The sequence below is a fragment of the Flavobacterium poyangense genome (assembly GCF_011751075.1).
Taxonomy (GTDB): domain Bacteria; phylum Bacteroidota; class Bacteroidia; order Flavobacteriales; family Flavobacteriaceae; genus Flavobacterium; species Flavobacterium poyangense.
In genome coordinates this window covers 72,060-89,300 of the sequence record NZ_JAALLN010000015.1, presented here as the reverse complement: position 1 = coordinate 89,300, position 17,241 = coordinate 72,060, and the positions used below count along the sequence as shown (strand labels likewise).

The 17,241-nt window shown below is 38.1% G+C and carries 5 protein-coding genes; all 5 read right to left on the bottom strand.

What is annotated here, in order from left to right:
• Positions 1–115: 115 nt before the first annotated feature.
• Positions 116–1,174, bottom strand: a complete 1,059-nt coding sequence (locus tag G3A47_RS18255; RefSeq protein ID WP_166924947.1) for a methyltransferase — start codon at positions 1,172–1,174, stop codon at positions 116–118.
• Positions 1,174–5,220, bottom strand: coding sequence for a non-ribosomal peptide synthetase (locus tag G3A47_RS18250; protein WP_166924945.1), 4,047 nt, complete (start codon positions 5,218–5,220; stop codon positions 1,174–1,176). The genes G3A47_RS18255 and G3A47_RS18250 overlap by 1 nt, the downstream gene beginning before the upstream one ends.
• Before the next feature lie 70 nt (positions 5,221–5,290).
• Positions 5,291–6,472: a zinc-binding dehydrogenase gene (locus tag G3A47_RS18245; RefSeq protein ID WP_166924943.1), complete on the bottom strand. Its 1,182-nt coding sequence runs from the start codon at positions 6,470–6,472 to the stop codon at positions 5,291–5,293.
• Between the two features lies 1 nt (position 6,473).
• Positions 6,474–12,026, bottom strand: a complete 5,553-nt coding sequence (locus G3A47_RS18240) for a type I polyketide synthase (RefSeq protein ID WP_166924941.1) — start codon at positions 12,024–12,026, stop codon at positions 6,474–6,476.
• Positions 12,023–17,143: a non-ribosomal peptide synthetase gene (locus G3A47_RS18235; protein ID WP_166924939.1), complete on the bottom strand. Its 5,121-nt coding sequence runs from the start codon at positions 17,141–17,143 to the stop codon at positions 12,023–12,025. The genes G3A47_RS18240 and G3A47_RS18235 overlap by 4 nt, the downstream gene beginning before the upstream one ends.
• Positions 17,144–17,241: the final 98 nt, after the last annotated feature.

Genomic DNA, 17,241 nt, shown 5'->3' with positions numbered 1-17,241 from the left:
TAAGAATAAGGATTTTTTAGGATTGTTATAGCTTCATGATGCTGCAATTTTGCTGTAAAACTTCAATTATGGCTTTTGAACTTAAATCTTTAGCATCAAAAAGAATTTAATTTACTTAAGCTAATGCATACGATAAAATATGTCTTCCTGTTTCAGTCTCAAAATTGTCAACCAGTTTTAGACCGCTTTTTTCACCGAGTATTTTATAATCATTCAAAGTGCGTTCGGCACCATCTATAAGGATCATAAAATTCAAATCCATCCAGTTTGCTACTTTATGGCTGTCATTTTCCGGTACCAGATTTTCAATAATAAGCAGTCTTTTTTTACTAAGGTCAGTTGTATTTCCTTTGGTAGATTGCATGGCTTCTCTGGTTTTTATCATTAAGGCTACCGTTTTATCTTCCGGCCAGTTATGAATTACATTTTTCATGGTATATACATCTGCCCAATCCGGAATTTCTTCAAAAAAGTCGCCATACATTTGTATCAGACGCCCTTCGTATTTTTCTTCCACACCTTTATCAAAGCCATGGTCAAGGTCGAACATACAACCTTCTAATTTCGGATTTTCATCTAATATAGTTTTGATAAAAGAACCTCTTCCGCAACCTAAATCCATTAATTTAGTATAAGGAGAAAAGTCATAATCCTTAATCAGTTTATAATCCTGTTCCTGCGATTTTTTATACAAGGCCATATGGAAGTTTTCCAGTAATTCGGGCTTGTCCTGTAAATAATCTATAGAACCGTTTTTATAGGTAGGCGAGTATTCTTCGCTCATACCGTTTTGTAAAATCTTTAGTAAATTTCCCCATGGATGGTAACGGTAATCGGCCCCGTTAAAGCGCGCTTCTTCTCTTTTGGTATTGGGATGATTAGAGCTTAGAATTTCTCCTTTTGGGGTTAAATAATATAAACCCGTAGTAGCGTCAAAAGTAAGGTAACCCAGTTCAAATGTGCAACGTAGGGTACGCATCAGATAATTAGGTATTACACCACAGGTTTCGGCCAGTTGTCCCAATGTTAACGGCCCGTTTAATAATTTATCAGCTATTCCTAATTCGGCAAAAACATAAGTTACCTGTGAAATCCAGTTTCCGTAAATGCACTGGGTTATTTCACCAATATCTTTTCTTAAATCTGCCTCTGATCTTTTTTCTGTTGTTTCCATTATGATTTATTTTTTAAGTATAAACTAATTTGTTTCCCAACGTTCTCTACATTGGGTTTTCTGATAAGCGTAATATGATTTCCCGGTACCTCTATTACCGATAGTGTTTCCGGGATATAGTTAATCCATCCGTAATCGGGTGTTTGTATTATGGCATCATCTGCAAAAGTTGAATCTGCTGCCCTCATAAGTAGGACTGGGCCATTGTAAGTTTCGGTCTGGTATTTTATTGTAATTTCGTTGTGATAAAGCATTACATCTAAGAAACCATGAAACTCTTCGGGTTTTAAATCTTCCGGTACCAGATTACTTTCTTTAAACTCCTGGAGAAATAAAGCGGAACGTTCGGTAGCTGATAATCCTTCTAAAGCTGTTTTTGTAAGCTGTGTTTTTCGACCTACCAAATGATTTATTTTTTCTCCAAAAAGCGATAGTTTGTCTACTGTATCCATCACTGTGTCGGCAAATGCAGCAGGAGCCTTTTGATCAAGAATAATTACAGGAGCATATGTTCCGGTACTCTCTTTGTGCAAACGGGCCATTTCATAGGCTACTAAAGCCCCCATTGACCAGCCTCCAAAAATAAAATTCCCGGTAGGTACTTCTGTAACAATTGCTTGTAGATAAAGTGCAGAAACTTCCTGTATACTTTCCGGTTTGCTATCGGTCTTTTTTGCTTGTAGACCATAAATAGAATAATCAGAATCAATATTTCGTGCCAAATCATAATAACTCAGAACATCACCACCTGCAGGATGTATCAGAAACAGATTGCTATCTCCGGTACCTTTTCGAAGTAAAACTAATGGACTTTGTGATGCCGAATAAGTATCTGTTCTTATTTTTGATGCCAGTAAGTGAACTGTAGGACACTCAAACAAGACCACAATACTAAAATCGGTTGTAAAGTGTTTATTCAGTTTGGCAATAATTTCAATAGCCATAAGTGAATTACCTCCGGCATCAAAAAAATCAACATGAATGCTTCTAACAGGCTGCGTTAAAACCTCTTCCCAAATGTGTTTAATGGCTAATTCTGTTTCATCTCTTGGCTGTATTTCAATACTTTGTTTTGTTTGGTTATCAGTGGCGGAAAGACTTTCCAATGCTTTGCTGTTGACTTTTCCGTTTCCGTGACGGGGTATGCTGTCCAGTACGATTATTTCATCAGGAATCATATAGACAGGTAAGTGTGCTTTTAATTCCTGTTTTATTTTAGAAACATCCGATGCAGTAAGGGTTCCTGTAGTATAAGCAACAAGGCTTTGGTCGTTTTTGGCGCTAATTACAACTTCAGTAATAGCGGGATTTTGTAGTAATGCTTTTTCAATCTCGTCGATTTCTACTCTAAAGCCACGAACTTTTATCTGACGGTCTTTGCGACCTAAAAATTCGATCTCACCGGTATAAGTAATTCTACCCATATCGCCGGTTTTGTAACCTCTTATTTCGGGATTACTGTCCAGGGGAATAAAGTTTTGGTCAGTAAGATTTTTGTTATTGATATAACCTCGCCCCACATTGTTACCATACACAATTATTTCTCCCGGAATTCCTTTTGGCAACGGCCTGTTTTGCGAATCAACGATAACCACTGTGTTGTGATCCAGTACTTTGCCTAACGGAATAATACTGTTCTCGTTTACAGTACCAATCTCATGGGTTAGTATACCAATAGTGGTTTCTGTAGGACCATAATGGTTGATGATTCTTAAATCGGGACGGGATGCTCTTATTTTCAGAATCAGCGAGGCAGGAATAGCTTCGCCGCCTAAAATCAATACTTTTTTTGGTAGTATGCCAAAACCTTCTTCCACTGTAAGTAAGCTTCTTAAATACGAAGGAACTATTTTTAAGCAATCGACCTGATGTGTATGCAGGTAAGAGGAGAATAACTTAGGATTTGTCAAAACGGCATCAGGCACAAGTGTAATACAACCTCCATGTAGTAATGTTGGGAATATTTGTGTATTTCCTAAATCGGTTGTAAAGGCAGATATGGAGGCAAAATTACTGTCGGCAGAAAGCTGTATGCGTTTCCAAATAGCGGTAGAATAATTTAGTAACTGCGCATGCTCTATGCAAACACCTTTTGGTTGCCCGGTGCTTCCTGAAGTATAAATAATATAAGCAGGCGTATTGGCCTCTATTTTTATTGACGGATTTGTTTTTTTGAGCTGTTCAGACTTGTCGGTGATATCTTCAAATAAAAGAGATTCTACTTCAAAGCCTTCAAAAACAGTAGCGGTAGTGCCGGTCGTAATTACAGTTTCAATTCCGGAATCAGCTAGTATATAGGTTAGTCGTTCTTTTGGCAGCTGTGTATCTATAGGCAAATAAGCAGCACCAATTTTATGTATGGCAAGTAGCGCAATTAAGAGCTCCGGCGTACGTTCCATAGCTAACCCAATTATAGGCTGATCTTTTTTGGTTTGTAACAGATAATGCGCTGCCTGATTGGCGAGTTCATTTAATTGAGAATAATTGTAAAGCTGCTCATTAAAGCGTAAAGCCGTTTTATTGGGGTGAAGTAGCGCTTGATTTTCAAATCCAGTGAGGTAGCTTGTGTATTCATTTGACTCTGTTTCAGGATAAGGTGTATGCTGCTGCTCAGAAAGCGTTATGTCAGCAATTTTCTCTTCCGGATTATCCAGGATATGTTTTAAAATACATTCATAATAAGTCAAGAACTGTGGCATCATTTCCTTACGAAACAAGCTGGTTTGGCAGGTCATGGAAAGGATGAGCTCATCTGCAACTTCCTCGAGCCAAAGGTTAAGGTCGTACTTAGAAATACTGTAATCGCTCTTTACGGGTGCAACCGACAGGTCTTCCCATTCGTACATTGCCGGGATATTTTGAAAAACAAACAAAACCTGAAACAACGGCGAAATGGCCATATCTCTGACAGGGTTTAAAGCCTCGGTAATTTTATCAAAAGGCACATCCTGATGTGTCATCATATCCTGACTGACCTGTCTGACCTGATGAAGATAATCTCTGAACTGTAAGTTGTCATTGATAAGGGTTCTGTGAGGAAGTGTATTTAAAAACATTCCGATCGTTTCCTGAAATTCTTTCAATTTTCGATTAGACATGGGAATGCCAACTACTATCTCTTTATTTTTTGAATACTTGTACAAGGCAATATTAAAACAGGAAAGCAGTGTGTGAAATAACGTTACACCTTCTTTTTTGCTGAATAATCGCAAGGCCTCTACAAGGTCTTTTCTAAATGTAGTTTTGTACAGACTTCCTTCGTAATTAATTGTTTTTGGGCGTTTAAAATCCAAAGGGAGATTTAGTGGTTCCGGGGCTTCCGGCAGCATTTCTCTCCATTTGGTCATTGCGTTTTTGTATTCGTTTGAAACAAGCCATTTTTGTTCCCAGTTTACATAATCGATAAACTGGTACTTAAGTTTGCCTGATGAAGGAACAGCACCTTTAATCGTTTGCTCAAAAATTTCCTGCATCGAACGAAAGATATACGAACTGGACCAGGCATCGGATATAATATGGTGTGAAGTATATATAAATACAAACTCATTTGGACTAAGTGTGAGTTGTTTAAAGCGAAATAAAGGCAGGGCTTCAATGCTAATTATTTGCTGTCCGTCCTGTTCTAAAATGGCAAACATTTTTGTTTCTTTTTCCTCGGGAGAGAGCAACGAAAGATCAATTTTCTCAATTTCAAAAGAAAGGTGATCGTGAATTTTTTGGAAGATTTGGCCGTCGACGTTTACAAAAGAGGTTCGCATAATCTCATGACGATCAACCACTGTTTTAAAACCTTTTACAAAAAGATCGATATCAATTGTTTGTTTTGATTTAACACGAATGCCAATGGGATTGGTATACAAATAGGAGTCAGGATCCAGTTTGGATAGAAACCACATTCGCTTTTGAGCGCTGGTAACCGGGTAAAGCTGAGATTCGTTTCTCTGCATTACCGGCATTTCCTTTTTCTCTTTCCCCATTTTTTTCATCAGTTCTTTTAACTGACTCGGAGAAAGGTCGCTTAGCTTACTCTTAAGTTCTGTATCCATTTATTTTATTTGTTCTAAGTTTTAAGCGGGCTGTATATTTTAGGACCGCTCTGGGGATAATTGTACTTTTTTACTCTTGATCGTATTCAAGAACGATCTTCCCGATATGCTGAGATCTTGACATATAGGAAAGGGCTTTTCCGAGATCCTTGATTGCATAGGTTTCAAATTGAATGGGCTCAAAATCACCTCTTTCAAAATGGGCCGAAATTAAATCGAGGTATTTCTTTGTCATATCCGGATAGAGGTAAAACAATCCTAAATCAAATGCTGAATACGAAATCCCTTTTTTAAATTCTGCCAGAGGTAAGTGATAATTGGCTGCTATATCTTTTTTATCTACTTGCAGAAAATGCCCAAAGTTTTTGAGGATTTTTAAACTTTCACTTGCGGCTTCACCACCTAAAGTGTTTAGAATTACATCAACTCCTTCCTGATTAGTGCGTTCCAGAATCTGATCGATAAAATCCATCGTTCTGGAATTCATCGGATCTTTAAAACCAATGCTTTCGAGGTATTCTCTTTTCAAATCGGTTCCGGCGGTTACAAATGCTTCTGCACCAATCCATTTGGCAATTTGTATGGCCGATTGCCCGACACCACCAGTAGCAGTATGGATCAAAACGCGATGTCTTTTTTCCAGTCGTGCATTATGCATCAAAACAAAATAACTCGTTAAAAATGCAGTAGGAATACAGGCGGCTTGTTGCCAGCTTATATTACCGGGCTTTTTGGTAACCTGATCGGATTTGATATTGGTGTAGCGCACAAAATGACTGTCTTCGTCTAATTCACCGTTTTGCGTGAGGGAACCTGCCGATAAACAAAATACTTCGTCTCCTATTTTAAATTCGGTAATTTTACTGCCAACGGCAGTTACAACACCTGAAAAATCTGATCCCATTACAGAAGCAACCCCCGGAGTGGAATGATACAATTTCATTGCAATCATTAAATCGCGAAAATTCAAACTCGTTGCTTTTACACAAATTTGTACTTGATCCGGAGCGGGGGGAAGAATCTCTTTTTTCTTGAAAATAAAAGAACTCAAATTTCCGGGCTTTTGCATGTGCATGATAAAATTATCCCCCGGTTTTGGTGCATACGGTTTTGTTTTAAGTTCAACCGGTTTTTTAATCTCGATTCCACTTATAGCCGTTGTACTATCTGTTTTGCCGGTTCGTAACTTTTGCATAAACTCAGCCACCTGTTCGGGGCTGAGGTTTGCAATGAATTCGTTTACATCTATCATTTTAGTTTTCCAGATTCATGGATTCAATTATACTTTCTAAATTTTCAATATCATCCATTCCCATAATAGAGGCGACCACAGCTTCGGCCATTCCTTTAATGGTTGGGTTATCATAAAATACCTGAGCGGAAAGATCTACTTCCAGTACATCGACCATATTGGCAATTGTCTGAATGGCAACTAAGGAGTTACCACCTAAATCAGTGAAAGTATCATAACGGCCTATTTTATCAATACCTAAAATGTCCTGCCATATTTTAGCAATGGTTTTTTCCATTTCATTAGCTGGTTCTACATAAGTAGTACTTAATGCCGGACGGGAATAATAGGATTTGTTTTCTTTTGCTTTTTGATCTTTCTCAGCACGTTTTTGTAAATCCGGAAGGTTGTCTTCGAGCATAAAGTCAAAATCACATGGGTATACAATCAGTTGCTCAGAGAATTCACATTGTAAAATGTGTTTGATTACTTCTTCGCCCTGATCAGGATGTATATAATCAAAAGTATCGCTCAGAATATCAGCAGTAGCTTTGTCACGATCCTGTTTTCTGGAAGGCGCCGCTGGCATGTTGTTAACCTGTTTCATGGTGTATTCTTTGATGTCAATCAGTACTTTTCCATTGGCATCAATTAATTTGATATCTAAAGAAATAGCATCACCATTACCTGATGAACCGTTAGACAATGTAGAATAAGCATAAACTTCGGCCGGAATTTTTTCAAATGGTTTTACGCTTTTGTAACTAAACGGCAGATAGGTAGCCTCTGAAGTATAGCGTAAGGCAAATGATGTTGCTTTATCCATAATGGCAGGGTGGAAATCAAAATTGTCTGTATCTCCATGAAATTCAGGACGGAGTGTTAGTTTGGCCAACCACTCGTTGTCGCCTACGTGAATTTCGTTATCAATATCCCAACGTTCCCCTAAATCAATAAGAGGCATATTTTGCGAATTGTAAACAATTCTGAAAGATTTGCCGGTATCTACCTGTTTGTTCAGTCGTTCTTTTGTAGCCGCAATGTCGATAAGTTCATTACTGTTTTCAGAAAGAATCATTTCACCTACAAAGTGATCGTGCCACAAATCAGTATCAGCATCTTTTTCAAGCGGCTGTGTTTTAAAGCTGAATTTATGTTTATTAGATTGTTCATCTACTATAAAACGTACTTTTTTATCCTTTGCATTTTCAAACATCAAAGGCGAAATGAAATATAAATTTTTCAATTCTACATTGAGTTCAGGGTAAATCATTTTGCTGAACTGGTGTGCCAATTCTATAAACGAGGTTCCTACTACTGTAGGCTGATTGATAATAAAGTGGCTGTTTATAATCCAGTCGTTTTCCGGTTTAAAGCTTACTTCATAAACAGACTGACTGCCTTCGGTTTTAACCAACGTTAATAAATCTTTAGAATTACGCAGTATTGTTTTTGCCGTATTGTCGATCTTTTCGGGAGCAGTAGACTCCTCCTTGATTTTCATTTTGTCTGCTTTTTCTTTTTCCCAACGAACGGCCATTCCGGTTCCTTTCCACCCGGCCCAGTTGATAGAGCAGGTGTAGTCGTTACGAATTTGTTTTCTATAAGTTGAAAAACTGTCTAAAAAGGCATTGGCTGAACAATAATCCAAACGCGTACCCTCTCCCAAAATAGAAGTAACAGAGGAATACAATAGAAAGAAGTCCAGATTTTGGTTTTCAAATAACTTATTCAGAACAATAGTTCCTTTAAATTTAGAATCAAAAACAGCTCGTACTGATTCCGGTTTTTTTAACGGAATTACACCACCACCTACAGCTCCGGCAGAGTGAATGATACCGGTTATGGAGCCAACAGTGCTTTCAATTTCATTACGAAGATGGGTCATTTCATTTAAATTGGCCACATTCGCTTGTTTTAGTATAATGGTAGCCCCAATCTCTTCAAGTTTGCGTACCCCTTCAATTTTCTCTCTGGTAAAACTAATGCCCGGATTTTCTTCCAGCCATTTGTCCCATTCGTTTCTTTCAGGAATTGGACTGTTATAGGTTAATATAAAGGTTGCCTTTACTTCTTTTGCAATGGTAGAAGCTGTTAACAATCCGATACCGCCTATACCACCGGTAATCAGGTAAATACCACCGTCTTTGTAATGAGGAGTATTTTCTTTCTCAAAAGAAATACGGTCATAACCCTCTATCCATCTGTAATTATTTCTGTAGGCCACTAATGTTTGATAGGCTGTATTTTGTGACTCACGGATAATGTTCTCAGCGAGTTTTATGCTGCCTTTTTCTGTTCTTTGAAAATCAACATCTATAAAACGTGATCTGCTTAATGGGAACTCCTGAATAAGAACACGGCATGGGCCTATCGCAAGGGCTTTTTCCGGAGCATATACTTTATCTCCAATGACATCAAAAACACCATTTGCAACTAAAGTGTACTGAATTTCTTTTAACTTGCCTGATTCATACAATGCCTGTTGTAAAAATAATGGACTAAAAAAGGAAACATTTTCTATGTCATCCAGTTTTTCCATATCTATGATGTCTGATTGTTCTGTGTAATTAAACAGGTGTACGATATGACTTAGTTCGATGTCATCATCTAACAGATCCTTCATCAGGTAATTGTAGTGGTCTTTGTTGGCAACATCAATGGTGTATTTGGTTCCGTTGTGTTTGTTGTAAAAACCTCCCGAAACTACCTCACAGAAAGATTTACCTTCTTTTACCAGTGCATCAATAATTTTATCGCCTAAACCATTTTCATCATTAAAAATAAGCCAGGTTTGATTTTCGGAAGCATTATTTATAAGATACTTACTATCTGCAGAGCGTTTCCAAACCGGTACACTGTACCAATCTTTGCTGTCTGAATAACGAACATTTGTTTTTTCAGTCTGTTGTTTATTGACTTTAGAAAAATCAATAGAATAGGCCATGCGTTCATAAGGATATACAGGCAGTGCAACACGTTTTCTTTCTTGATCTTTATAATACTCTTCCCATGAAATAGTACCATCCATAAGCCATAATTGACCCAATGCAGCTTCAAGAAAATCATTATGATTTGTGGTTTCTGTTGCAGTTGTCATGGTTCGTGTGGCTCCGTGTTCAGAATCTCTGGTCAAATGTTTTTTAACAGATGATTCAAGTGATTGCCCCGGTCCAATTTCTAAAAATAGGGTAGGGTTCATTTCTAAACATTTGTTTACAGCATCTGTAAAACGAACGGCATTTCTAACATGTCTTACCCAATATTCCGGATTTCTGGCTTCATCATCAGTAAGGAAGTTTCCGGTAACTGTAGAAATAATCGGGATAGTCGGAGCAGACAACGGAATGTCAGCAAACATTTCGGCAAATTCCGGTAAACAAGGATCCATCATAGCCGAATGAAAGGCATGTGAGGTGGATAAACGTTTACTGAAAAAACCACTGTTTTTAAGTATGGCTTCAAGTTTGTCAATATTTTCATCCGTTCCGGCAATTACACAAAGGTCAGGATTGTTTACAGCGGCTACTTCAACCCCTTCAAACAAATGCGGAACAATCTTGTCTTCGTTTTGTAAAACGGCAAGCATAGATCCGCCCGGTAGTTTCTGGATAAGTGCACCACGTTTCGCTACAGCACGAAGGCAGTTTTCTAAAGACATAATTCCCGAAAGAGAGGCGGCAACATATTCACCTACACTATGACCTATAAAGGCTTCCGGTTTTACTCCTTTATCCATTACTACTAATGCCATCGCATAGCTCGTTACAAAAATGGCCGGTTGTGTAATATAAGTTTGTTCCAAGGCCTGTTTTGCCTTATCGGCATCTTTTGCAAATAAGAAATCCCTCAGATCAAAACCAAATTCCTCTTTCAGGTAAGTGCAGCAATAGTCTACGGTATCTCTATATAATTTATTTTCCTCATACAAGTGCAGCCCCATATTGTGGTATTGGTTGCCCTGACCCGGGAACATAAAAATAACAGGTCTGTTTTCTACCGTACTGGTAGCGGTTTGTAAACTGCCCTCAGTACTTAATTTTGCCAGTAAGTCTTCACGGTCTTTATAAACCAAAAAGCCTCTGTGACTAAATGATTTTCGTCCTACCTGATAAGTGTATGCTAAATCATCCACATTTAAGGAAGGATTTTTAACAATATAATCATGCAATTGAGACTGGGTAGTAGCTAATGCTGTTTCTGTTTTTGCGGAAAGCACTAGTATTTTTCTTTTCTCTATTTCCGGCTGACTTGTAATTACAGGAGGTTCTTCCAAAATTACACAGGCATTTGTTCCACCAACGCCAAATGAATTTACGATGGCTCGTAACGGATAACCGGTTTGTTCCCAGTTTTTTAATTCGGTATTTACATAAAACGGACTGGATTCAAAATCTATTTTCGGATTTGGCTCATTGAAATTTAAATGAGCGGGAATTTTTTTATTTGAAAGTGCCAATGCCGTCTTGATTAAGCCCGCAACACCCGATGCCGAATCGGTATGACCGATATTGGTCTTTACAGATCCGATGCCGCAAAATTGCTTGCGATCAGTATACGACCGGAATACTTTTGACAGAGCTGTTACCTCAATAGGGTCACCCAGAGCTGTTGCAGTACCATGTGCCTCAACATAACTAATAGAATCAGCACTAATATCTGCCAACTCCATTGCTTCAAGAGCCACATCTACCTGTCCTTCGATACTTGGAGCCGTAAAGCCAACTTTTTCATTACCGTCATTGTTTAGTGCGCTGCCTAATATAACCGCATAAATATGATCGCCATCTTTTACGGCCTCGTCATAACGTTTTAACAGCACAACTCCGGCACCACGGCTAAAAACAGTTCCATCAGCGTCTTTGTCAAAGGTTCTGCAACGACCGTCTGAAGATTCCAGACCACCTTCCTGATACAAATAACCCCTGCGTTCCGGCAACTCTATTGTAGCACCACCGGCAAGTACCATATCACTCTGATAATTCAGTAAACTGTTAACTCCCATAATTACTGCTGCCATAGAGGTAGAACAGGCACATTGAACGGTAAGACTCGGGCCTTTTAAATTCAGTTTATACGATACACGTGTCGCTACGTAATCTTTATCATTTCCGGTTACAATTGAGGTACCACTTGCATATTTAACTACTTCAGGATTATTAGTAGTACTGTTTAAATGCCAGTTAACTCCGGTTCCTCCAAAAACACCGATACGGGCTTTTGATTTTTCCGGATTGTAAGCAGCATCTTCGAGTGCGTGCCAGGCGCATTCCAGAAAAATACGGTGCTGAGGGTCCATAATTTCAGCATCTCTTGGGGTAATTCCGAAAAATGTAGCATCAAAATATTCGGCACCATTAATTATTCCTCTCCTGCGGATGTAATTAGGAGAGTTGATTAGTGATTCGTCTACACCGGAATCACGCAATTCCTGATCGGTAAATTCACTAAAAGATTCTTTACCATTAATCAGGTTACTCCAAAACTGATCAATATTATCCGCTCCCGGTAAGCGGCAGGACATGCCTATTATGGCAATTTTATGGCTGTTATCTGACATGTTGTTTTCGCTCATGATTTCTTATCTTTTAATTTTAGAATTAATTTTCGTTGTAGTTGTGCACGGTTTGATATGCTCGATTTTTGATTTAATGTTTTTTCGGTAGCTATAATCTCTGCCAATGATCTGATGGTTGAATATTGAAACAGATCTACGATTCTGACATCTGTTTTAAATTCAGTATCAATTATACTTTTCATTTTTATGAGCAGGAAGGAATAGCCGCCTACATCATAAAAATTATCATCCAGTAAAAAGGCATCATGCTGTAAAAGCGTTGCCCATATTTTAGCCAGGCCACGTTCGTATTGATTGTTGTACTCTCTGGTACCAATCACCTGAGATTTGCCTGCAAAAGGTTCCGGTAACGATTTTATGTCCAGTTTACCATTAGAAAGAAGCGGAATTTGTTCTACTATTACAAAGGCAGAAGGAATCATGTACTCGGGTAAAAAGGCACGCAAATGCGATTTAAAATCTGTACTAACCGACTCCTCTCTAAGAATACAATAAGCTATAATTCGTGTATCGTTGTAGCCAATCTCTTTTGTAACGGCTACCGCGGTTTCTACATTCGGATGTTTGTTGAGGCAATTTTCAATTTCGCCCAATTCAATTCTAAACCCTCTGATTTTAACCTGATGATCTATCCTGCCTAAAAACTCAATGTTACCATCGGGCAGCCATCGGGCCAGATCACCTGTTTTATACATTCTGGTCTGATTGAATTCAGCATGGATAAATTTTTCAGCAGTAAGTTTGGGGTTGTTTAAATAACCTCTTGCTAACCCTGATCCCGCAATGTATAACTCTCCCGGAATGCGTTCCGGTAAAGGTTGATTATTACCGTCCAGTATATACAGTTTTGTATTATCTATTGGTTTGCCGATAGGAACTTTGCTATAGTTGGCTGTCTGGCTACAGTCAAAATAAGAGACATCTATAGTGGCTTCTGTTGGTCCGTAAAGATTGATTAGTTGCGTCGTAGTGTCATTGCCCGCGTTATTATAAAACTTCTCGACATGATGTTTTTCCAGGGCTTCGCCACTTGTAAAAATCTTTTTGAGACTTTTAAAAGTAGAAAGATTAATCTTCTGCTCCTCTGTGTATTCTAAAAAGATATGGAATAGGGAGGGTACAAAATGAAGTGTGCTTATATTTTTCTCCTTTATGGTTTTGATAATAGCTTCCGGATTTTTTTCGCCTCCAACTTCTAATAAATGTACTTTAGCTCCGGCAAACGACCACCAGAAAAGTTCCCATACCGATACATCAAAAGTATAGGGTGTTTTCTGCATAATAACATCCTGCTCACTAAGCGGATATGATTTTTGCATCCAGGCAATACGGTTGATAAGCGAATGATGTTCTATCATGACACCCTTAGGGTTTCCTGTGGAGCCTGAGGTGTAAATTACATAAGCTAAATGGTAAGGTCTTACACTTGTAACAGGATTTTCAACGGGTTGTGTATTGTAACTGCTGTCTTCGTCAATTAATACGAATTCGGTATTTAAATCGAATTGGGTTGCATATTGTTTTTTGGTAAGGATTAAGGACAGCGAACTGTCTGCAACCATATATTTTATTCGCTCTAAAGGAGCTGCGGGATCTATAGGCAGGTAAGCTCCGCCAGCTTTTAGAATGGCAAAAACAGCGATCATCATTTCTATAGAGCGCTCTGTTATGATACCAATTACATCATCAGGTTGTACCCCTTTTTCGAGTAGATAATAGGCAAGTTGGTTTGCTTTTTCATTTAGTTGCGCATAGGTGAGTTGGCTATGATCTGTCTGTATAGCAATGGCTGAAGGTGTATTGGCAGCGTAAAATTCTAAATAACGGTGTGTGCAGGCAGAATCATAGTTACAGGTAGTAGCATTCCAACTAGTGAGTTTATCTTGCAGTATTTCCGGCTTTTCTAACGAATAATCGGTAATGGAGCTTTCGGGTACTGTAATGGCTTCCTCGAGTAAATAGAGAAACTGTGCCATAATACTGTCAACCGTAAAGGCTTCAAATAAAGAAGCATTGTAATTGAAATTAATGACAATTGATTCTTTAGTTTCCTGTGCTTCAATATCAAGATCAAACTTGCTGGACTGGTTTTGAATTTCATTTACCTGAAGGATAGTTCCATCGTTGGCAGTAAAATCTTTTAGCCTTTCGTGATAAGCAAACATGACCTGAAACAACGGATTGTAACTGATACTTCTTTCCGGATTAAGTTTTTCAACTACCTTTTCAAATGGATAGCTTTGATGCTCTATTGCCTCGAAGGTATAATTCTTTATAGCCTGTATTAGGTCAATAAACGTCATTTCTGAAGTAAACTGGGTACGGAATACTACAGTGTTTACAAATAATCCGATGATCGCGTCCGTCCCTTTATTTGTCCTATTGGCAAATGGAACCCCTACAAGAATATCATCTTCATTTGTGTATCGGTGTAATATTGTTTTTAAAACAGCTAACAGTGTGATAAAAGAAGTGAGTTTATGTTTTTTATTAAACGCTTCTAATTTGTGTAATAGCGCACCTTCAATAAGCAGTTCTTTATTTTTACCCTCATAACTCTGTATTTTTGGACGTACCGTATCAATGGGGAAATTCAGGAAATAATTGCCGTTTTCGAGTTTCTTTTTCCAAAATTCCTCTGATTGTGAAAAGCTGCCATTAAAGTAATTTTTCTTAAGCCATTGCTCATAATCACTGTAGGAATACTCTAATTGAAATGCAGTACTGTCTTCAGGATTTTGTTGCGCAACGATAGTATTATAAGCATTGTAAAAATCTGTCGCAAAAAGATTGATTGAAACGCCGTCGAAAACAATATGATGTACCTGAACAAAAAGCGTATGTTTTTTGTCACTGTATTTAACGAGCCTGAAACTAATTAAATGATCTTCAGAAAGGTTGATATTCCTGCTTAATAAATCATCATTTAGAGTAGCTTCCTTATCTGCTTGCGCTTCTTTTGACAGGCCTGAAAAATCAGCTGCTGAGAAATCTATGGTATAAGTATCAAGAATTTCTCTTATAGGGCTGTTGTTTTCAATTTTAAAGCGCGAATGCAATACATCGTGTTTTTTGATCGTGAGCTCCAATGCTTTTTTAATATTTGGTTGTGTTACATTGCCCTCCAGGCTTATGGTAAACAACATATTATAAGCTGTTTGATCCGGTCTTGATTGCAAAATAAACCACATGCCGGTTTGGTTAAAAGTCAATGGAACAGTCTTTTTTGTTCCCTGATTTTTAATCATGGTCTCCGGTTCTGTCAGGATAGTCGGTATTTTATTTTCTATGGCGGTTAATAAGCTTAGCGGGGTGGTATTGTGCCATACCTCGCTAAAGGCTATCTTGTTTGTAAATAAGGAATTTACCGTATTGACAAGCTTGATTATTTTTAATGAATTCCCGCCAAGGTCAAAAAAATCATCTTTCATGCCAAGTCCTTTTATGTCTAAAACATCTTCCCATATACGGAGCATGGTTGCTTCTTTTTGGTTTAAGGCTTCAACCTTATCATAAGACATATTTGGGCGCTGCTGCGTGTCATTGAGTTCTAATAACTTCCTGTTAATTTTTCCGTTTGCCAGTTTTGGCATCTGCTCCAAAAAGACAAAGCTTTCAGGAATCATATAATCCGGAAGGTATTCAGATAGTTGAGATCTTAGGGTGTTTACTGTCAGTTCTTGATTGGTAGCAACAATAAATGCGGTAATTTGGTTTTTTCCGGCAGTAGTAAGGGTTTCTTTGCAAACTACCTGACGTATGCCGTCAAGGTCAGCCAGACACTTTTCTACTTCTGAAAGTTCAATACGGTAGCCTCTTATTTTTACCTGTTGGTCTTTTCTTCCCAGAAAAACCAATTCATTATTAGCGTCAAATTTACCAAGGTCTCCGGTATTATAAATGGCAAAACCCTCATAACCGTTAACCTGATGTTTTTTTATAAAACTTTTTTGGGTTAGTTCTTCCTTGTTTTTGTAGGAGCGGGCCAATGCAAGGCTTGCCACATAAATAAAGCCTTCTTCACCCTTTGGTACAGGATTAAGCTCTTCATCAAGGATAATGATTTTGGCCCCACGAATGGGTTTTCCTAAGAATATTTCTTTTCCGTTTTGTACTTCGTAATAGCTTACATTTGCTGTTGCTTCTGTTGGACCATATAGATTCCAAATACTAATTTCAGGCCATTTTTTAAAGGTCCTGTCAGCTAATGATTTCGAAAGCGCTTCACCCGACAAATAAAGGCATTTAGGAGCCTCTACAGGAGGAGTATCCAGGCTTTCGACATAATTCATTACTTCTTCCCAAAGAGTGGGTACACAGTATAGGCCAAAATTAGGGTTTTGAGCATACCAATCCAGTAATTCAGATGGACTTTTAACAGTCGACCTGTTTATAATATGTAGTGTTTTACCAAGGAGCAGCGCCGAGAAAAGCTGTGTTACTCCTGCAGCAAAACTAATAGACGAGGTAAGGGGCAGGTTTATATTAGTCTGACTTTGCAGATCGTCAAGATACCAGTCCAGATAATGCATAAGGCTTTTGTGTTCTACCACAACGCCTTTAGGATCTCCGGTTGAACCGGAGGTGTAAATAATATAAGCTGCGTGATTTGGGGTAATTTCTATTTCAGGTAAACTAATGTCCGGATTTTTTATCGTAGAAAGACTTTCATCTAAAACGATTACGGCCAGACCGTCAAAATGATCAAGCTGATTGTCGGATACATTTGTAAAAACCAGACTTATTTCTGCATTTTCAATGATAGATTGGAGTCTGCTTTTAGGTAAATCAACCGCCAGGGGTACATAGGTGCAACCTGCTTTTAAAATGCCTAATGTTACGATAGGCAATAATACAGATTCGGTTAAATGAATACCAATGCAGTCTTCTTTTTTTAAGCCAAGGCCAATTAATGTATTGGCTATGCTATTTGATTGTTGCTCTAATTCAGAATAGAGTAATTGTTTGTTTCCATGTTGTACCGCAAGGCCATGGGGATTTAATTTTGTTTGTTCACTAATTCTAACATGTATTGGAGTGTTTATTTCGTCTAATGTTGACAATACAAAATACATTTTAAATGCCTCAATGATATAATCAGCAGCTTTAATCATAAGTGGTCAAGATAGATAGGTTCAGGGAAATTTTAAGAAAATAGGTATACCATTTCAGTAATGAAGATGGTATACCTTTTGTAACAAAAATTGCAAGC